We start from the raw sequence: 16967 nt of genomic DNA on the forward strand, positions 1-16967 counted from the left end.
CCATGCGTTCCATTTTTTCGACTGTGCAAAGCCTTGTTCGCCCCAGCGCCAAACCCGTGTTGTTGTCACGCCCGATCATCAATGTGGCTGAGCAGACACTGGAGGTGGTCGGGCAAGTGCAGAACCCGCTGTGCCTGAGCGTGGCCGACCTGCAAGCCATGCCGGGTTACGACTGGGTGAGACTGACCAGCAATACCTGCGAGGGCAATGCGCAAAAAGCACAGAAAAAGGGCTATCGCGGGGTGTTGCTGCGGGAAATTGTCCTCAAGGCCGGGTTGAAGAGTGATGACCCCAAAGGCTGGAAACGCGCCTATGTGGTGGCGCGTGCCAGTGACGGCTATGTCGCGCTGTTCAGTTGGAACGAACTGATCAATACCGACGTGGGCGATGCGGTGCTGGTGGTGTACCGACAACATTCGCACGGGCAGACGGAGCTCGGCGAACACCTTTCATTGGTCTCGGGAAGCGATCGTCATTCCGGGACTCGTCAAGTGAAGTGGTTGCGCAGCATTGAGCTGTGCAGCATCTTTGGTTGACTCATCCACAACGCCGTACCGGGGGAAATGCCAATGCCAGTGTGCAATTCGCTTGGCCTTGATCGACATTCTACGGTCGAGCAGGTGTTGGCCGGCGAACAGTGGCCACCGGAATTCGAAGTGGCCCTGAGGGATTTGCTGGAGCAGATGGCCAACGCCGGCCATGACGTCACGCTGCACAACCTCGGTCGGTTCCTCGGCGACTTTGTGCCGCGATACACCCTGGACAGTGCCGGGGGATGGCAGGAATGGGCGACCCGGCGCTGGGTCTCCCAGACCAAGCCGGCGCTGGTGGACAAACTGGCGGACGTCTTCATCGGCGGACAGTGATACCGCTGGCGCTCACTGGTACTCATCATGCCGGCGCCACCAGGGCCCCGTCTCATTGCGGCCCTTGGGCGCGCGGTCGAGCCATTGGTACATGCCCCACAATCCGTCCAGGCCCCGTGCGTAGGTGGAATAGGTGTGATAGATCTCGCCGTCTTCCAGCACAAACGTACTCAACCCCGGCCGGTCGCGGGTGTAGGTCGGCGCATCGGTGCCACAGGTCGCGGCGAACTGTTTCACCGGTTCCGGTATTTCACTGGCGTCCATGGCATGACCGCCGCGCTGGTAGTTGTATTCGACCAGCCCTTCACGCTGCTGGGCTTCGGTGAAGTAGACATTGAAGTCGGCAGTGAAGTCGCTGTCGGCGGCCGAGGCCCAGGGGAAGGTCCAGCCCATTCGGCGCTTGTAGGCCTGTAGTTTCGCCAAGGGCGCGCGGGATATCGCCATCAGGGTCACGTCGTGGTTCGCCAGGTGGACGACGATGGGGTCGAAGCCATCGGCGATGGCAGAGCAGGACGGGCAGCCGGCCGTGTAGTCGGGGCCGAACATGAAGTGGTAGACCAGCAGTTGCGAGCGCCCTTGAAAGAGCTCGGCCAGGGTGGCGCTGCCGTTGTCGGTATCGAAGCGGTACGCCTTGTCGAGGCGAACCCAAGGCAATGCCTGGCGTTGTCTGGCCACTTCATCGCTGCGTCGGGTCAGGGCCTTTTCCGCTTCGAGCAGTTGCAGGCGTGCCGCCAGCCATTGGTCCCGGGACGCGGTTTTGTGAGTGTTCATCGTTCTGCGCTCCTGGTGAAAGGTGGTGATTTAGACTAAACCCGAGTGTCAAATGATGGGAGTGACAAGCGTGGCGGGATTTCCATGGACTCGATGATCACGGCAGCCGCACAGGCGCTGGCGGCGGGCAATCCGCTGGGCGCACTGGACCGCGTGGCCTTGCGCGACGATGCGCCGGCGCTGGCCCTGCGCGGTATCGCCATGGCGCAACTGGGCGAACTGGTGCGGGCCAGGGCGCTGGTCAAGCGCGCGCAACGGGCCTTTGCGCCCAGGGAAGTGCTGGCCCGGGCGCGCTGTGTGGTGGCCGAGGCGGAAATCGCCCTGGCTTCGCGGGAGCTCGGGTGGCCGGTCAAGGCGCTCGAAACGGCGCGGGTCACCCTTGAACACCACGGTGACCGGGTCAATGCCGCCCATGCGCGTTATCTGCAAATCCGTCGTTTGCTGCTGATTGGTCAGCTCGATGAGGCGCAGCAGTTATTGGCCGAACTCGACCCCGACCCGTTGCCGCCAGCCTTGCGGGCAACCCATGAACTGCTGCTGGCGGGGATCTCCATTCGCCGCCTGCAATCGCATGCAGCGCGGGAGGCGTTGAACAGGGCCGGGCAGGCTGCCGGTCAAACCGGGATTGCCGCGCTGATCGCTGAGGTCCAGCACGCTGCGTATCTGCTGGATGCCCCCGCCGCACGCCTGATTGCCCAGGGTGAAGTACGGCCGCTGTTGCTCGATGACGTTGAGGCGTTGTTCTGTTCAACGTCACTGGTGGTGGATGCCTGCCGGTACGTTGTGCACGGCTGTGGCATGTCGGTGCCGCTGGCGACGCGGCCGATCCTGTTCGTGCTCGCCCGTGCGTTGGCCGAAGCATGGCCCGCCGACGTTACGCGGGAAGTGCTGATCGCCCGGGCATTTCGTCTGAAACTCTCGGATGAATCCCATCGCGCGCGGCTTCGGGTGGAAATCGGCAGGCTGCGTAAAGCACTCAAGCCGTTGGCCGACGTCATCGCAACGGCACGCGGTTATGCCCTGCAATCGCCGGTGTGTACGGAGGTGGTGACACTGGCGCGACCGGTCGAGGAAAAATTTGCCGGGGTTTTGGCTTGCCTCGCCGATGGCGAGTCGTGGTCGAGCTCCGCCCTGGCCCTGGCGCTGGGTACCAGCCAGCGTACAGTGCAACGGGCGCTCGATACGCTGGCGGAGCAGGGCAAGGTGCAGTGGTTTGGCCGTGGTCGCGCGCGGCGCTGGATGATGCCGCCCGTGCCGGGATTCGCGACGACCTTGTTACTCCCGGCGCCGCTGCCCGGTGGCTAGGATGAACGCCACCAACCCCTATCGAGGAATGCCAGATGGAACACGCAACTGCTGAAATCATTCGTGAATATGGCCCGTTTGCCGATGTCGATCATGTGTGCGGCGTCACCTGGGACGGCGAAAAGGTCTGGTTCGCCAGCAACAGCAAAATCAACGCCCTGGACCCGGAAAGCGGCAAGGTGCTGAGCTCGATCGATGTCGCTGCCCATGCCGGCACCGCGTTTGACGGGGAGCACCTGTTCCAGATCGCCGAAGACCGCATCCACAAGATCGACCCCCGCACCGGCCGTATCCTCTCGACGATTCCTGCCCCCGGCGCAGGCACCGATTCGGGTCTGACCTGGGCTGAAGGGACGCTGTGGGTGGGCCAGTACCGCGAACGCAAGATCCACCAGATCGACCCCGAGACCGGCAAGATCCTGCGCACCATCGAATCCAACCGTTTCGTCACCGGCGTGACCTGGGTGGACGGCGCGCTGTGGCACGGGACGTGGGAGGGCGATGAAAGTGAACTGCGCCGGATCGATCCGCAATCAGGCGAAGTGCTGCAGAGCCTGACAATGCCCGAAGGCGTGGGCGTGTCGGGGCTCGAGTCCGATGGTGGCGAGCGGTTGTTCTGCGGTGGCGGCGATAGCGGCAAGGTGAGGGTAGTGCGTAGGCCTTCGTGAGGCTCTCCAGCAAGGTCACCGGGTACAACCATTGTGGGAGCGAGCCTGCTCGCGATTGCAGAGTGTCAGGCAACATCAATGTTGACTGATTTGACGCTATCGCGAGCAGGCTCGCTCCCACAATGGATCTTCAGTGACCACAAAAATTCAGCCCACCCTGTGGGGCTCACTCACACCACTCAGTCCGTTTGTGGATGCTGATCGTTGATGTCGTACCAATCCGCTTTCGAGCTGACAAAAACATGTTTTTGCTTGTTTGGTCGTAGCGGCGTATCCAGCGTGCCGAGGGCAATCGAAATCCACTCGGAAAACGGTCCTGTCGAGTCAGTCCAGAACATCGAAGATCCGCAGCGGGAACAGAACTGCCGTGTGACACCCCTGGACGATTCAAAGGCCTGCAGCGAGTTTGCGCCGGTCATGATGGTCAGCGCCAGGGCAGGGGCGCTGGCATAGGTTGCAAACGCAGCCCCATGGCCCTTTCGGCATTGGCTGCAATGGCAATGGGTGACGGCTTTCAGCTCGGTCGACAAGCGATATTTGACGGCGCCGCAGAGGCAACTGCCTCGGTGAAACTCATCCATGTAAAGTCATCCCTGGATCGATAGTATTTTTCCGTCCAGCCATGTTTTCTGCTGGTCGAAATCGGTCTAAAAGCCCGGTTGGCAATCGTGCCTGTTTTGCTATCCTCAACCTTGTAGGTGAAGACGCAGACTGATGCGCAAAAGGATAGCAAGGAGACGTGGGGCGCGTTCCGAAGGGTACACGGTTAGAAAGATCCCCGCGCTGGGATCCAGCCCTTATGCCGTGTGAAGCAGAAGAGTTCCATTACAGTTTCACGACTCTTTTGTGGGAGGCCTGATAAACCTTGTAAGCCGGAGACCAGCACCGGCCACCTACTTATTACATTCACCCACAAAGCCCGCTCAGTGCGGGCTTTTTAATGCCCGCAAGGTGGGTCCGGTCAGCGGCTCAAGGCGCGCCAAACAGCATCGTCCAGTAAACACCGTTGTCGCTGCGCGCGTTGGCGGCGTAAGCGGCACCGACCTGGGTGAACATCGGGTTCATCAGGTTGGCGCAGTGCCCGGGGCTGGCGAGCCAGCCGGCCATGGCCTTGCTGGGTGAACCTTGCCCGGCGGCGATGTTTTCACCGATCTGCCGGCCACGGTAGCCGGCGGCCCTGGCGCGGTCGGAGGGCATGTCACCGTCGGGGTCCTGGTGGGCGAAATAGTTGCCGTAGGCCATATCCTTGCTGTGGCTTTGTGCTGCGGAGCCCAAGGCTGCACTCCAGGACAGCGGCCGTGCGGCGGCGAACCGCTGGCGACCGCACAGGCGCGGCTTGGCCCGGGCTGCGTTGACCTGCGCCAGCAACGCCTGTGCGGCGCTGCGTGGATCGCCGGTTTTCCCGTCGAGCACCGGCCGTGCCAGCACCACTTGCCACTCGCTCCCGGCGCGGCTGACACCGATGTCGGCGTATTGGTTGTCGAGCAGCGCGGCGCAGTGCTCGTCCTGGAACAGATCGAAGGCTTCTTCGGCATCCCGTGCACCCACCACACGGATGGACCGCACCATGGTTGCCTGATAGCCGGAAGCCTTTAACCGGTCCCGCAACCCACCGCCATAACCAACGGGCAGGGCCAGGTTCGACTTGAGCGTCAGGGGTGATAAACGTTGCGTCGGCCGCCGGTCGCAGCGTTGCGGATGGGCGCGATAGTCGTTGATGGCGTCTACCAGTTGCCGTTGCCCATCGGCGTGGGCGGGGCTTGCAAAAACGGGGAGCAGGGAAAACAGGCACAGCGAAGAAAAGCGCAAGGCAACGGCGGTTTGGCGCATGGACGGACAACTCGGATGAGATGACGACGAAAGGAGAGGAAAAACGCTGGGGTATGACTGGCTTCCTGGAACAAGGTTCACGGCGGGCGTGAACCTGTTTACTGCCGGAGCCAAATGTCCGACGAAGGGTATTGAAACGTGTGGGCAACGCTGCCCCCTGTAGGAGCGAGCCTGCTCGCGATGGACGTCAACGATAACGCGTGCTTCCTGATTCAACGCGTTGTAATTGAGTCCTTCGCGAGCAGGCTCGCTCCTACAGAAAAGCGGAATCGAGGTCCATCAATCCATACAGGCGTACACCACCAGCTCCACCAGCATTTCTTCCCGGGCCAGGCCCGCCACGACCATGGCGGCGCGGTTAGGGTAGGGCGCCTGGAAGTACTCGGCGTAGACCGCATTCACGGTTGCCAGGTAGCTGCGGTCAGTGACGTAGATCAGCACCTGGGTGACCGCGTCCAGCGAGCTGCCGGCGGCTTGCAGGGTATGGCGCAGGTTGTCCAGGGTCTGCCGGGTTTGTGCTTCGATGCCGCCGCTCACCACCTGGCCCTGGCGGTCGATGGGGATTTGCGCGGTGTACAGCGTGCCGTTGCCGACAACAGCCCATTCCAATGGCGCGCGCGAAGCAAAGAGGTCGGTCTTGATCGCCTGTTTCATTGATGATTCCTGATGCGGGTTTGAGGGTTTTACCGGGCGTCGCTGCCTTCACCGGCGCCATGGCGACGGGATTCTTCGGTGCTTTCCACCAGCACCCGCTCACCCAGTTTTTTCAACTGGGCCCAGACTTCATCATTGACCTGCAGCCCGCCCGCAGGTGCTGGCTGACTGAATTCAAGCGTCGGGGCCGCGTCTTCGGCACTCAGGCGCGGCAGTAGCGCGAAGTGTCTGGAAATCAGCACGTTGATGCTTTGCTCGTCGCCCTGCGCCGGTTGCGGCAGGTCATACACCCGCAAGACCGGGCCGGTGGTCCCGGCGCTGAAGGTGGCCACCAGTTCCTGCCGGGCATCGCGCCAGTACACACAAAAATTCAGACCCTCTCCGGCACAGCGCGCCAGGTAGCCCAGCAGCAGGATGCGGTTGTGGCAATGGCGGACGCGGATCAGCGCACTGCCACCGCGCAAGGCCTTGCCTACCCCCAGTTCGATTGCCTGGGCGGCGCAGCGCAACACGCTCTGACCATGGGCATCGAGGGTCAGTTGCGTGGCGTCTTCGTAGCAGGTTTCGATGGGGCGATCGACTTCATCGTGAAGGAAGTCCAACGCTTTTTTCAATGCGCCGATACCGTCGAGGCCTTGCTGTTGCAGCCTGGTAATCATCTCGGCGGCGTCGTCGCAATCACCGGGTGCAAAGCCGATGCCTTCGAAGGCCTTGCGGCAGATCACCTGGATTTCATTGAGCGATACACGCATTTCAGAGTGCTCCGGTAACGTTGGTCAATTCAGGCATGACGGCAAAATTCCAGTCGTCGGGGAACGGCTGGCCGATCTCGCTGACCAGCGGTGCCCCCTGAAACAAGGTGATGCGCACCCAGCGGCTGGACTTGGGGTCGAACTTGCCGGCGCCGAAGAACGCCAGCTTGCAGCGCAGCAAGTGGATCGGCAGCATGCCGCGGTCCATCAGGTTGGCGCGGATCTCCCCGAAGGCGCAGCGGGCCATGCCTTGCAGGCGGCAGACCGTGCCTTTGAACTGCGGCAGCGCCAGCAGAAAGTGCGCGGTCAATTGCCGTGGGTGTTGCTCGCGGTAGGCAAGCAGGGCGCGATGACAACGTTGAATGTTGTGCGCGATCCCCAACTGCATTTCCTTCTCGGCGCCTGGCTCCATGGCCCGTTCGCCCAAGCGTGGTTCTTCCTTTTCCGCCGAGCGATACCAGAAAAAGTGGTTGGCCTCGGCGTCGCTCAAGTCGTAGTCGAGCGCCCAGCGGTACTTGGTCTCGATGAGATCGCATAGCTCATCCAATGGCATCTCGGCGTTCAGGCGAAACCCCTCGTTGACCGACATCTGCTCGGCCAGCGGATCGACCTGTTCGGGGTACAACTCCAGCAGCAGGCTGACCAGCAGTTCCTGGCAACTGGGGCCGACGTTCACTTCGGCCCAGGCTTGCAGGCGCGACCACAAACCCGCGTTGACCGACTGGCCCGCGAACCACTCGGCCAGTTGTTCGAGATCGGCCAGCGTCTGCTGGTCGATGCCGCTTTGCCGTTGGTCCTCGGTGCTGGTTTGCTGCAAGTGCCGGCGGGCCCGTAGCAGCAACGCCTGAAAGCGCTGGGCATGAGGCAAGTCAGCCGCTTGCACCACAACCTGCGCCAGTGCGGTCTCCCTGGCCCACAGCCATTGGTTGACCAGTTGCGGGTGATTGATCAGGAACGGCGCCATGCCCAGCCCCGTGGAATTGCCGACCCCAAGGTAACGCTGCAGGGCAGGGTCCAGGCCCACCGCCCGCTGCGGGTTGCGCGCCCGGGCCATGTGTTCGATCTGCTCGATGCTGAAATGCCGCAGTAGATACACGGTAAACATCTGGGCGCTGAAGGGTTGCGTGAAGTCCGCAGTGCCTTGCAGGCAACTGAAGTCGGCGATGCCGAACTTGCCGTTGCCGTACACCGCGGTGGTGCGATACAGGTAGCCGACCTCGGCCAGTTGTCTCGGGTCTGGCTGACAGCCTTCGGCCAGCGCTTCGAGGAAACGCTCGAAGTTGCGCAGGCTGCGGTTGGCCCGCGACAGCACCAGTACTCGCGAATCAAAACGCCCGGCTTCCTGCAACGGCACATTGCGCCGCAGGTCAGCCAATTGCTGCTCATCGACATCGCCGGCGACCAGGACAAAAGTGACATCCCACTGATCTGCGATGACCCGGTCGCTGCGTTTTTCCGGTGGCAGGTACGTGGAGAAAATCACGCAGTGATAGTGGGCACTGGCGGTGTCGATGCGGTAGATCGCCGTACCGAAGCCCTCGGCATCCAGGTCGAAACAGGTGCGCTGGATGCGCCACTGCCCGTTCATCATCCGCCGCATGCTGCTGCGCACGAAACTCAAGCGGCTTTGAAAGTGGCTGCCCAGCCGCTCCAGGTCCATGACCCGAGCGGCGGGCCGCAAGGCCGAAGAGGTGTCTGTGTCGGTGTGCGACATCATTGCGATTCCTGAACTGTTCATCATCAGACTGCCTGCTCGCGTGCCATCTGCCGGGCGATGCGCAGAGCATCCCAGAGCGACGGCAGGATCAGCAGTGAAACCGGTACGGCAGTAATTACGATAAAGGACTGCAGCGCCGTGACCCCGCCCGAACCAATGGTGATCAACACCACAGCGGCCAGGCCCATGCCGATGGCCCAGAAGGCACGCAGCCATGGTTTCGGCTTGTCATTGCTGGACATGGCCATCGCCACGGTGAACGCCATCGCATCGCCGTTGGTGGCCACTGAAATGAAGCTCAGGAACAGGAACAGCGCCGAGATCAGTCCTCCCAGGGGCAGGTTCTGGGCCACACCCAGCAGCAAATCTTCGGGCTGCGCGCCGTGGGCGGTGACGATGCCTGGCGTCTGCAATTCCATGCCGATGCCAGCGCCGCCGACCACGGTGAACCAGAACATGGTCACCAGCGGGGCGATGATCGACAGGGTCATGATCACTTCGCGGATGGTCCGGCCACGGGAAATCTTCGCCACATACAGGGCGACCATCGGCGCGTAGCCAATGAACCAGCCCCAGTAGAACACCGTCCACCAGTCGAGCCATTTCGGATCGGCGCGGAACAGGGTCATCGGCATGAACTGCTCCAGGTGCAAGGCGAACGCGGTGGGAAAACCGCCGAGAATGAAAGCGGTGGGCCCCAGCAGCACCATGAACACCGCCAGGCCGATCATCAGCCAGACGTTGATTTCACTGACGAAACGGATGCCCTTGAGCCCGACCAGGCAGGACGTGGTGTACATCACGGTGACCAGAACGATGGTGATGGACTGCACCATCAGGTCATTGGGAATGCCCCAGACCGAGTGCAACGCACTGCTGATTTGCAGGCCGAGGAAACCGATCGGGCCGATGGTGCCGGCGACGACGGCGATGATCGAGGTGGCGTCCGCCAGCGTGCCGATCGGTCCCTTGAGCGCACGCTCACCGAACAACGGATAGAGCAGGGTGCGCGGTGCCAGTGGCAAGCCTTTGTCGTAGTGCAAATGCATCAGCACGATGGCCAGCAGACTGCCCAGCACTGCCCAGGCCAGGAAGCCCCAGTGCACGAACGATTGCGCGAGCGCAGCGTGTGCGGCGGCTTCGGTGTGAGGCTGCACCCCCGCGAACAACGGTGGTGGGCTGGCGAAGTGCATCATCGGTTCCGCCGCCGCCCAGAATGCGCCGCCCCCGGCGAGCAGGGCGCACATGATCACGGCGATCCAGTTGAAGGTGCTGGAGTCGGGCCGCTGATCGACGCCGCCCAGCCTGACGCGCCCGCACTTGCTGAAGCAGATGATCAGGCTCATGGCAAAGGTCGCCAGCATCAGGATCTGCCAGTACAACCCGAAGAACTTGGTCGACCAGGCGAACAGCGTGTTCACCAACAGCGATACGCCATCGATGTCGATCAGTGCCGCGATCAGGAAGGCGCCGAGGAAGCCGCCACTGATTAAAAACAGCGGCCAGTCGATGTCTTTTTTCGGCGGTGCAAGGTCCAGTGGCTGGACGTCGGCTTGCAGGGAGTCGGATGTTTTCATGATGCCTCCAAAATACGCGCCTGGGGCTGTGCATCGCCGGTCGGGGAGATGAACGGGAGGCTATTGTTGTTATTTTTCATGCTGTCCTCACGGTGTCGATCAAGAGTCAGTCTTGCGCCGTCGAAGCGTTTTCCAGCAGGCGCAACCAGTTGAGTCCCATGATGTTGCGTACCTCGTCCTCGGCGAAGCCACGGTCGCGCAGGCCCTGGGCGATGACCGGGAAATCCCGGCTGTCGCGGAACCATTGCAGCGGTGCCGGCCAGTTGGCGTTGTCCTTTGATCCTTCGCCGTAATCCTTGTCTTTGCTCCAGCGCCCGTTGCGCATCCATTCGAGCACTTGCAGGGGTTGTTGCTGGCACAGGTCGGTGCCGATGCCGATGTGTTCGACGCCCATCAGTTCCGCCGTGCTGGCGACCATGTCGCAGAACGATTCCAGGGTGCAGCCCGACGCACCCTTGAGGTGGAACGGGTAAGTGCTGAAACCCAGCAGGCCGCCGGACTCGGCGATGCCGCGCAACACTGCATTGGACTTGTTGCGTTTGGCCGCATGGAAACTCGATGGGTTGGCGTGGGAGACGATCACCGGCCGGCTCGACAACTCGATGGCTTCCAGGGTGCTGCGCTCGGCGCTGTGGGACATGTCGATCAGCATGCCGACGCGGTTCATCTCGCGGATCACCTGGCGGCCGAAACGGCTGATGCCATTGTCTTCGGTCTCGTAGCAACCGCTGGCCAGCAGGCTCTGGTTGTTGTAGGTGAGCTGCATGATCAGCACGCCGAGCTGGCGGAAAACCTCCACCAGGCTGATGTCGTCTTCGATCGGCGAGCAGTTCTGGAAACCGAAGAAAATCCCGACGCGGCCTTCCTGATGCGCCAGACGAATGTCCGACGCCTGGCGCACCGGACGAATCAGCTCGGGCCAGGTTTCGAAGCGCCGGTTCCATTCGCCGATGCGCGACAGGGTTTCCCGGGCGTTCTCGTGGTAGGCGATAGTGGCGTGCACCGCGCTCAGGCCACCGGCCTGCATCTGGCGAAAGATCTCTTCGTTCCAGTGGGAATATTGCAGGCCGTCGATCATCAATAAATCGTGCATGGTGATCTCCTGTTCAAGGACGCACGTAGGTGGTCTTGACCACGGTGTAGAACTCGCGGGCGTACTGCCCTTGCTCGCGCGGCCCGAAGCTGGAGGCTTTGCGGCCGCCGAACGGCACGTGGTAATCGGTGCCGGCGGTGGGCAGGTTGACCATGACGCAACCGGTGCGGGCACGGCGCTTGAAGTCGCTGGCATAACGCAGCGATTGGGTGATGATCCCGGCGGTGAGGCCGTATTCGGTGTCGTTCAACACGGCGAGGGCTTCTTCGTAATCGCTGACCCGGATCACACAGGCAATCGGCCCGAAAACCTCTTCGCGATTGATGCGCATGCTGTTGTGGGTGTTGGTGAACAGGGCAGGGCGCATGTAGTGCCCGTCCGGTTGCAGGTTCAGCAATTGGCCGCCCTCGACCAGGGTTGCGCCTTCGTCTTCGGCCAGTTGCAGATACTGAAGGTTCTGTTCCAGTTGCCGGGCTTCAGCCACCGGGCCGATCTGCACCCCTTGTCCGAGCGCATGACCAACCTTAAGTTGACGCATGCGTGCCACCAGCGCCTCGACGAAGCGGTCATGGATGCCGTCGCAGACGATCAATCGCGAAGAGGCCGTACACTTTTGCCCGGTACCGAAGAAGGCGCCGTTCAACGCGCATTCCACGGCGATTTCGAGGTCGGCGTCATCGAGCACCACCAAGGCGTTCTTGCTGCCCATTTCCAGTTGGCAACGCACCAGATTGCCGGCGGTGGCGACCGCGACGCGGCGACCGGTCTGCAGGGAACCGGTGAAGGTCAACGCATCGATGTCGGCGGACTGGATCAGGCTTTCGCCGACCACAGCGCCGCTGCCCATGACCAGGTTGAAGGTGCCGGCGGGCAAGGCCTGACGGCTGATGATTTCAGTCAGGGCCCAGGCGCTGGCCGGTACCAGGTTTGCCGGTTTGAACACCACGGCGTTGCCGAAGGCCAGGGCCGGGGCAATCTTCCACGCGGCGGTGGCCATCGGGAAATTCCACGGCGTGATGATGCCGATCACGCCAACCGGTTCACGCTGGACTTCGATCTCGATGCCAGGGCGTACCGAGGCGGCTGTCTCGCCCATCTGACGCAGCACTTCAGCCGCGTAGTAGTGGAAGAACTGCGCGGAGCGATTGACCTCGCCGACGCCCTCGGCCAGCGGCTTGCCTTCTTCCCGGGAGAGCAGTTCGCCGAGTTCTTCCTCGCGCGCCATCAACTCGTTGCCGATGGCCATCAATACTTGCTGGCGCTGTTCCAGGCCGCTGATCGCCCACTGCGGCTGGGCAACGCGGGCGGCGGCGATGGCATCCAGTGTCTGTTCGGCGCTGGCCTGGTGGTAATGGCCAATGAGGTCTTGAACATCCGAAGGGCTGTGGTTGGCGATGACGCCTTGGCCTTCGCACCAGTTGCCGCCGATGTAGTTTTTGTAGGGTTGCAGTGCCATGGGAACCTCCGATTGCGTTGGCCCCATCTTGAGAGTATTAGTCTGCAAATAAAAATTAATAATAAATATGAAATGATAAGGAAAACTTACCGTGCTTCCCGAGCTGAAGATTACCCAACTGCGCTATTTCGTCCTGGTTGCCCAGCTGAAAAGCTTCCACGGCGCAGCAAGACAGGCCTATCGCACGCAACCGGCGCTGTCCCTGGCTGTGCGCGAGTTGGAGCAGAAGCTCGGCCAGCCATTATTCGAAAAGGGCGGCAAAACCGAACTGACGCCATTTGGCGAGCATTGTTTGCCGCTGTTCCAGGATTTGCTGGCGCATCACGACCGCATCGCCCGCGAAGTCAGTTTGTTGGCGCGGCATGAAATCGGTCAGGTGAGCATCGCTACGGTGCCGTCGGTGGCCAGTCGGTTGTTGCCGCATCTGCTTGCACGGTTTGTCAGCGAGCACCCGAAAATGCAGATCAGCATGCAGGACGGCAATGCCGACAGCGTGCAGCAGTTGTTGGTCCAGGGGCAGGTGGATTTTGCGATCAGTAGCGTGTGGGCGGCGGACGAAAACATTGAGTTCGTGCCGATCCTGAGTGATCGGGTGGGGGTGGTCTGTCGCCACGATCATCCGTTGGTGGCCAAAGGCGAGGCATTGCATTGGTCGAGCCTGCAAGCCTATCCGTTGGTGCGCAATGGCACCTCGCGCTTGCTTGCGGGCACGGAAGCGGCGGGGTTGCTGGACAGCAGCCTGCTGTTCGTCTCCAACATGATTTCGCTGATCGCGATGCTTGAAGAGGGCATTGGCATCACGACGCTGCCGTCCCTGGCGTTCCCACAGGGCAATGAGAAACTGATGTTCCTGCCGCTTTCAGAACCGCGGCTGGAACGCCAGATTGGCATTCTGTGCCGCAAGGGGCACAGCCTGTCGCCAGCGGCAGCCGAGTTGATGGGCTTTCTCAAAGCGAACATGCAGATGGTCGATCTGTAAGGTCAGTGTTCGAGTGGTGGCTCCGGGCTTTCTGTCGGTCGCAGCCTGAAGCGACAGACATGCCCGCCACGCACCATGCATTCGCTGTGCTCGACTTCACCGCCGCCCAACGCGCCGATCAAGGCCAGGTCCAGTTCGCAGACCACCGGGTGCTCGGCGGCCAGGCGATGGAACACGCAGTTATACGCGACGATTTCCGGGGTGCCGCCTGAACGAAAAAACACCTCGGCTTCGTAGCCCGTCTGGTTCATGTGCTGCACGATCCTGGCTTCATCCACGACCTGTTGTTCCAGATCCGAAGCCAGCTTGCGACCCATGCTGCGCATCAGCGAAGCCATGGCTTCAGGACCGATGATGGCGGCGACTTCATCAATCAATACGCTGGCCAGTAGCTGATAGTGGCGAGGGAACTGCTCCCGCGCGTGGTCGGTGAGCCGATACAACTGCTCTGGACGACGACCCGTCGGACGGGTGTCGCCGCGCAGCACCAGACCGTCACGCTCCAGCGCCGCCAGGTGTTGGCGGATCGCCGTGCGCGTGACGGCCAGATGTTCAGCCAACTCGTCAATGCTCATGCCGCCCGCGTGGTGCAGCAGTGCATTGAGCAGGTCCTGCTGTGTTCGGCCCAGTCCTTCCAGCATGGTGTGCCCTCGCGCGATATCAGAACTTGTCCGGGAATTGCTTGACCAGCGCGCCGGTCAACGCGTCGGCCAGGGCCAGGATGTGCGTGCGCATCATCGCCCAGGTACGGGCTTCGCCGGCGTAATCGTGTGCGGCGAATTCATCGATCTGGGTGATGTGGTGACCGCCATGGGCTGACAACATCGTCACCAGTGTCGCCTCAGGCAGATTGGGGTTGGCGGTGGCCAGGAAAGCCGCAATCGCCTTGGCATTGCTGGTCAACTCGGTGACGGCGGCCTGTTTGCCTTTCGCGTCTTTGGCGACTGTGGCGTCACTGTAGTGTTTCACCGCGCCCCAATGGCCGGCAAGCAGCTTGAGCAGTTGATCCGCGGCCGGTTGGCCGTAAAGCGGGGCGATGCTGTTGGCGATTTTGGTGGCGTTGTCGACCACCTGGTCCGCCGCGACTTTGGCTTGCTTTTTGTCGGCGGATTGATTGGCCAGCGCGTAGTTTCTGATCCAGAAAATGTGTTCGACCCAAAGGTCACGCTCGGCCAGGCGCGTGGTCAGCGCGGGGCTGTCGGCAGCGGCGGGAGAGGCGGCAGGCGTTTGGCTCCAGACCGGTTGCGCACACAAAGCCAGCAGGAGCAAAGCCAGGGTTTTGATATTCATGACGGCACCCTCTGAGAGTGGGAACGTTCGACAATATCAATATAGGCATAAAAATATGTTTTTATTGGATGAAGACATAATCTCGGACCAATGGTCGTCACAGGTATGTTCTACCTTGCTTGCTACAACCCATCCCCCAGCGCCTTTAAGTATTCAGGGCTTTCGCCGATCGAGTTATGCCCCGTCCCCGGTATCACCTGCAGTGACGCCACGCCTTTGGCGAAGTGTGTGTACAAACGTTCAGTACTCGGGCGCGGAATCACCTCGTCATGCTCGGCCGCGATCAACAATGTCGGTACCGTGATGCGGGCGGCGTACTGCCAGGACGGGTATTTGTCCTTCAACAACCAGCGCACCGGAAACCAGCGGAACTGACGGGCGGCCAGCCCTTCGAGGCTGTTATAGGGCGTGATCAGCACCAGTCGTGCGGCCGGGCGCTCGCTGGCAAGGCGCACGGCCACCCCGGAACCCAGGCTGCGTCCGACCAGCGCCACATGCGGATGGCTGGCATACACCTGGTCGAACAAGGTGATGGCATCGCGGGCAATGGCCTCTTCGGAAGGCGAGCCGGAACTCCCGCCATAACCACGGTAATGCAGCAGGTACAGCGCGTAGTCCGGGAACGCTTGGGAGAACTCGGGCAGGTTGCGTGAGACGTCTTCGGCATTGCCGCCAAAATAGATCAGCGCGTTGGGACCCTCGTGCGGTCGGACGGACACCAGCACCTGCGCGTCGGCGACCGGCAGGGTGAGCAGCGTCCCGGCGGTACCGATGGCGCGCGGTTGCGGGTAGTAAATCAGCGCCCGCTGGAACACGAACAGCGCCACGCACAACGCCAGGTACGACGCAGCGACGATGACGACGAGTAACACCAGGGTGCGTGACATTCGACTAACGTTAGTGGGCGGCATTGACGGCTCGGGGTTTGAAAGTGGCTAGCGCAAGGCTTCTTGAGTGTAGTCAATCGACCCTTGGCGCGGGGTATCCGGGTTGTCGGCGCAACAGCTCGGACCCCTGCGACTGGTGAGAAACGTTTTATGAGCCATCCTGAGGGTTACACCCGTAGAAAAGTACTCACGCTGGCTGCCGGTGCTTCGGCGGTCTTCACGTTCGGTCCGGTGGGTGCACAACCCGAGCCGTCGACGGGAACAGGAGGCAAGACTATGCAGACCCGCGCCATTCCTTCCAGCAACGAGTCCTTGCCGATCGTAGGGTTGGGCACTTACCGCGGATTCGATGTCGAGCCTTCGCAACCGGCTTACAAAGACTTGCCCGCGGTGCTGGATGCCTTGTTCGACAAGGGTGGCAAGCTGATCGACAGCTCGCCGATGTACGGTCGCGCCGAACAGACCCTCGGCGAACTGCTGTCGATCCATGAGCCGCGCTCGCCGGCCTTCCTGGCCACCAAGGTGTGGACCCGGGGCCGCGAAGAAGGCATCGCGCAGATGGAACAATCCTTCGCCCTGTTGCAGACCGACCGGATCGACCTGATGCAGATCCACAACCTGCTGGACTGGCAGACGCACCTGCCGACCCTGCGCCACTGGAAGGAAGCAGGGCGCATCCGCTACATCGGCATCACCCATTACACGGCGTCGGCCTATGAAGAAGTGGAAGCGGTACTCAAGGCCGAGCCACTGGATTTCTTGCAGATCAACTACGCCCTGGATGATCGCGGCGTCGAGAAACGCCTGCTGCCGTTGTGCCGTGAGCGGGGTGTGGCGGTGATCTGCAATCGGCCGTTTGGCGGGGGCGGCTTGCTGGCCAAACTCAAGGATAAGCCGCTGCCAGGCTGGGCGGCGCAAGTCGGGGTCAAGAGCTGGCCGCAACTGGCGCTGAAGTTCCTGCTGTCGCATTCGGCGGTGACTTGCGTGATTCCCGGCACCGGCAACCCGCGCTACATGGCGGAAAATGCCAGGGCCGGTTTCGGCCCAATGCTCACCGATGCCCAGCGTCAGCAACTGATTGCGCTGGTGGGCTAACGACTTGTTCCAAGCGTTGCGGTGAGT

18 protein-coding genes are annotated in these 16967 nt (G+C 61.8%); 6 read left to right on the forward strand and 12 right to left on the reverse strand.

The features are described from left to right. The first annotated feature begins 2 nt into the window (after window positions 1-2). Together AC3IT9_RS12345 and AC3IT9_RS12350 are read left to right on the forward strand one after the other, a co-directional pair. On the forward strand, window positions 3-536 hold the full coding sequence (locus tag AC3IT9_RS12345; RefSeq protein WP_489273235.1) for a molybdopterin-dependent oxidoreductase: 534 nt from the start codon (window positions 3-5) through the stop codon (window positions 534-536). 33 nt (window positions 537-569) lie between these two features. Then, window positions 570-866, forward strand: a complete 297-nt coding sequence (locus AC3IT9_RS12350; RefSeq protein WP_489273236.1) for a hypothetical protein — start codon at window positions 570-572, stop codon at window positions 864-866. Window positions 867-878: 12 nt separating this feature from the next. Here the strand turns inward: AC3IT9_RS12350 and AC3IT9_RS12355 are convergent, their stop codons facing one another. Beyond that, window positions 879-1637 carry a DUF899 domain-containing protein gene (locus AC3IT9_RS12355; protein ID WP_489273237.1) on the reverse strand — a complete coding sequence of 253 codons (759 nt, stop codon included), beginning with the start codon at window positions 1635-1637 and terminating at the stop codon, window positions 879-881. Window positions 1638-1721: 84 nt separating this feature from the next. Between AC3IT9_RS12355 and AC3IT9_RS12360 the strand changes: the two genes are divergently transcribed. Both AC3IT9_RS12360 and AC3IT9_RS12365 read left to right on the forward strand, forming a co-directional pair. Then, window positions 1722-2942, forward strand: a complete 1221-nt coding sequence (locus AC3IT9_RS12360; RefSeq protein WP_489273238.1) for a helix-turn-helix domain-containing protein — start codon at window positions 1722-1724, stop codon at window positions 2940-2942. Between the two features lie 35 nt (window positions 2943-2977). Then, entirely contained in the window at window positions 2978-3610 is a 633-nt protein-coding gene (locus tag AC3IT9_RS12365) for a Vgb family protein (RefSeq protein ID WP_150725390.1), read from the forward strand. 179 nt (window positions 3611-3789) lie between these two features. Here AC3IT9_RS12365 and AC3IT9_RS12370 read toward each other — a convergent pair whose 3' ends face one another. The 8 genes from AC3IT9_RS12370 to AC3IT9_RS12405 all read right to left on the reverse strand — a co-directional run bounded on the left by AC3IT9_RS12370 (window position 3790) and on the right by AC3IT9_RS12405 (window position 12689). Beyond that, window positions 3790-4191: a GFA family protein gene (locus AC3IT9_RS12370; RefSeq protein WP_489273239.1), complete on the reverse strand. Its 402-nt coding sequence runs from the start codon at window positions 4189-4191 to the stop codon at window positions 3790-3792. Window positions 4192-4579: 388 nt separating this feature from the next. After that, entirely contained in the window at window positions 4580-5440 is an 861-nt protein-coding gene (locus AC3IT9_RS12375) for a CAP domain-containing protein (protein WP_489273240.1), read from the reverse strand. 279 nt (window positions 5441-5719) lie between these two features. Further along, a complete protein-coding gene (locus tag AC3IT9_RS12380; protein WP_150752852.1) occupies window positions 5720-6094 on the reverse strand; it encodes a RidA family protein in 375 nt (124 codons plus the stop codon). Window positions 6095-6123: 29 nt separating this feature from the next. Continuing rightward, window positions 6124-6846: a DUF3726 domain-containing protein gene (locus tag AC3IT9_RS12385; RefSeq protein WP_489273241.1), complete on the reverse strand. Its 723-nt coding sequence runs from the start codon at window positions 6844-6846 to the stop codon at window positions 6124-6126. 1 nt (window position 6847) lies between these two features. Further along, window positions 6848-8563 carry a hypothetical protein gene (locus AC3IT9_RS12390; protein ID WP_489273242.1) on the reverse strand — a complete coding sequence of 572 codons (1716 nt, stop codon included), beginning with the start codon at window positions 8561-8563 and terminating at the stop codon, window positions 6848-6850. Window positions 8564-8586: 23 nt separating this feature from the next. Then, window positions 8587-10140 (reverse strand): BCCT family transporter, encoded by a 1554-nt coding sequence (locus tag AC3IT9_RS12395; protein WP_489273243.1) that lies wholly within the window; start codon window positions 10138-10140, stop codon window positions 8587-8589. Between the two features lie 106 nt (window positions 10141-10246). After that, complete coding sequence (locus tag AC3IT9_RS12400) at window positions 10247-11233, reverse strand: dipeptidase (protein ID WP_150759198.1); 987 nt, start codon at window positions 11231-11233, stop codon at window positions 10247-10249. 13 nt (window positions 11234-11246) lie between these two features. After that, window positions 11247-12689 (reverse strand): aldehyde dehydrogenase family protein, encoded by a 1443-nt coding sequence (locus AC3IT9_RS12405; protein WP_489273244.1) that lies wholly within the window; start codon window positions 12687-12689, stop codon window positions 11247-11249. 91 nt (window positions 12690-12780) lie between these two features. On the opposite strand from AC3IT9_RS12405, the gene AC3IT9_RS12410 reads away from it, so the two are divergent. Next, window positions 12781-13668, forward strand: a complete 888-nt coding sequence (locus tag AC3IT9_RS12410; RefSeq protein WP_150759196.1) for a LysR family transcriptional regulator — start codon at window positions 12781-12783, stop codon at window positions 13666-13668. Between the two features lie 2 nt (window positions 13669-13670). Here the strand turns inward: AC3IT9_RS12410 and AC3IT9_RS12415 are convergent, their stop codons facing one another. From AC3IT9_RS12415 to AC3IT9_RS12425, 3 genes are all read right to left on the reverse strand, one after another. Then, window positions 13671-14309, reverse strand: coding sequence for a helix-turn-helix transcriptional regulator (locus AC3IT9_RS12415; RefSeq protein ID WP_489273245.1), 639 nt, complete (start codon window positions 14307-14309; stop codon window positions 13671-13673). A 19-nt stretch (window positions 14310-14328) separates the two neighbouring features. Beyond that, on the reverse strand, window positions 14329-14958 hold the full coding sequence (locus tag AC3IT9_RS12420) for a hypothetical protein (protein ID WP_150759195.1): 630 nt from the start codon (window positions 14956-14958) through the stop codon (window positions 14329-14331). A gap of 122 nt (window positions 14959-15080) precedes the next feature. Beyond that, on the reverse strand, window positions 15081-15869 hold the full coding sequence (locus tag AC3IT9_RS12425; RefSeq protein WP_489273246.1) for an alpha/beta hydrolase: 789 nt from the start codon (window positions 15867-15869) through the stop codon (window positions 15081-15083). Window positions 15870-15995: 126 nt separating this feature from the next. Here AC3IT9_RS12425 and AC3IT9_RS12430 point away from each other — a divergent pair, with 126 nt between their 5' ends. Then, window positions 15996-16940 (forward strand): aldo/keto reductase, encoded by a 945-nt coding sequence (locus AC3IT9_RS12430; RefSeq protein ID WP_191624995.1) that lies wholly within the window; start codon window positions 15996-15998, stop codon window positions 16938-16940. Window positions 16941-16967 lie beyond the last annotated feature (27 nt).

It is taken from the genome of Pseudomonas sp. KH_046_1 (assembly GCF_057839025.1).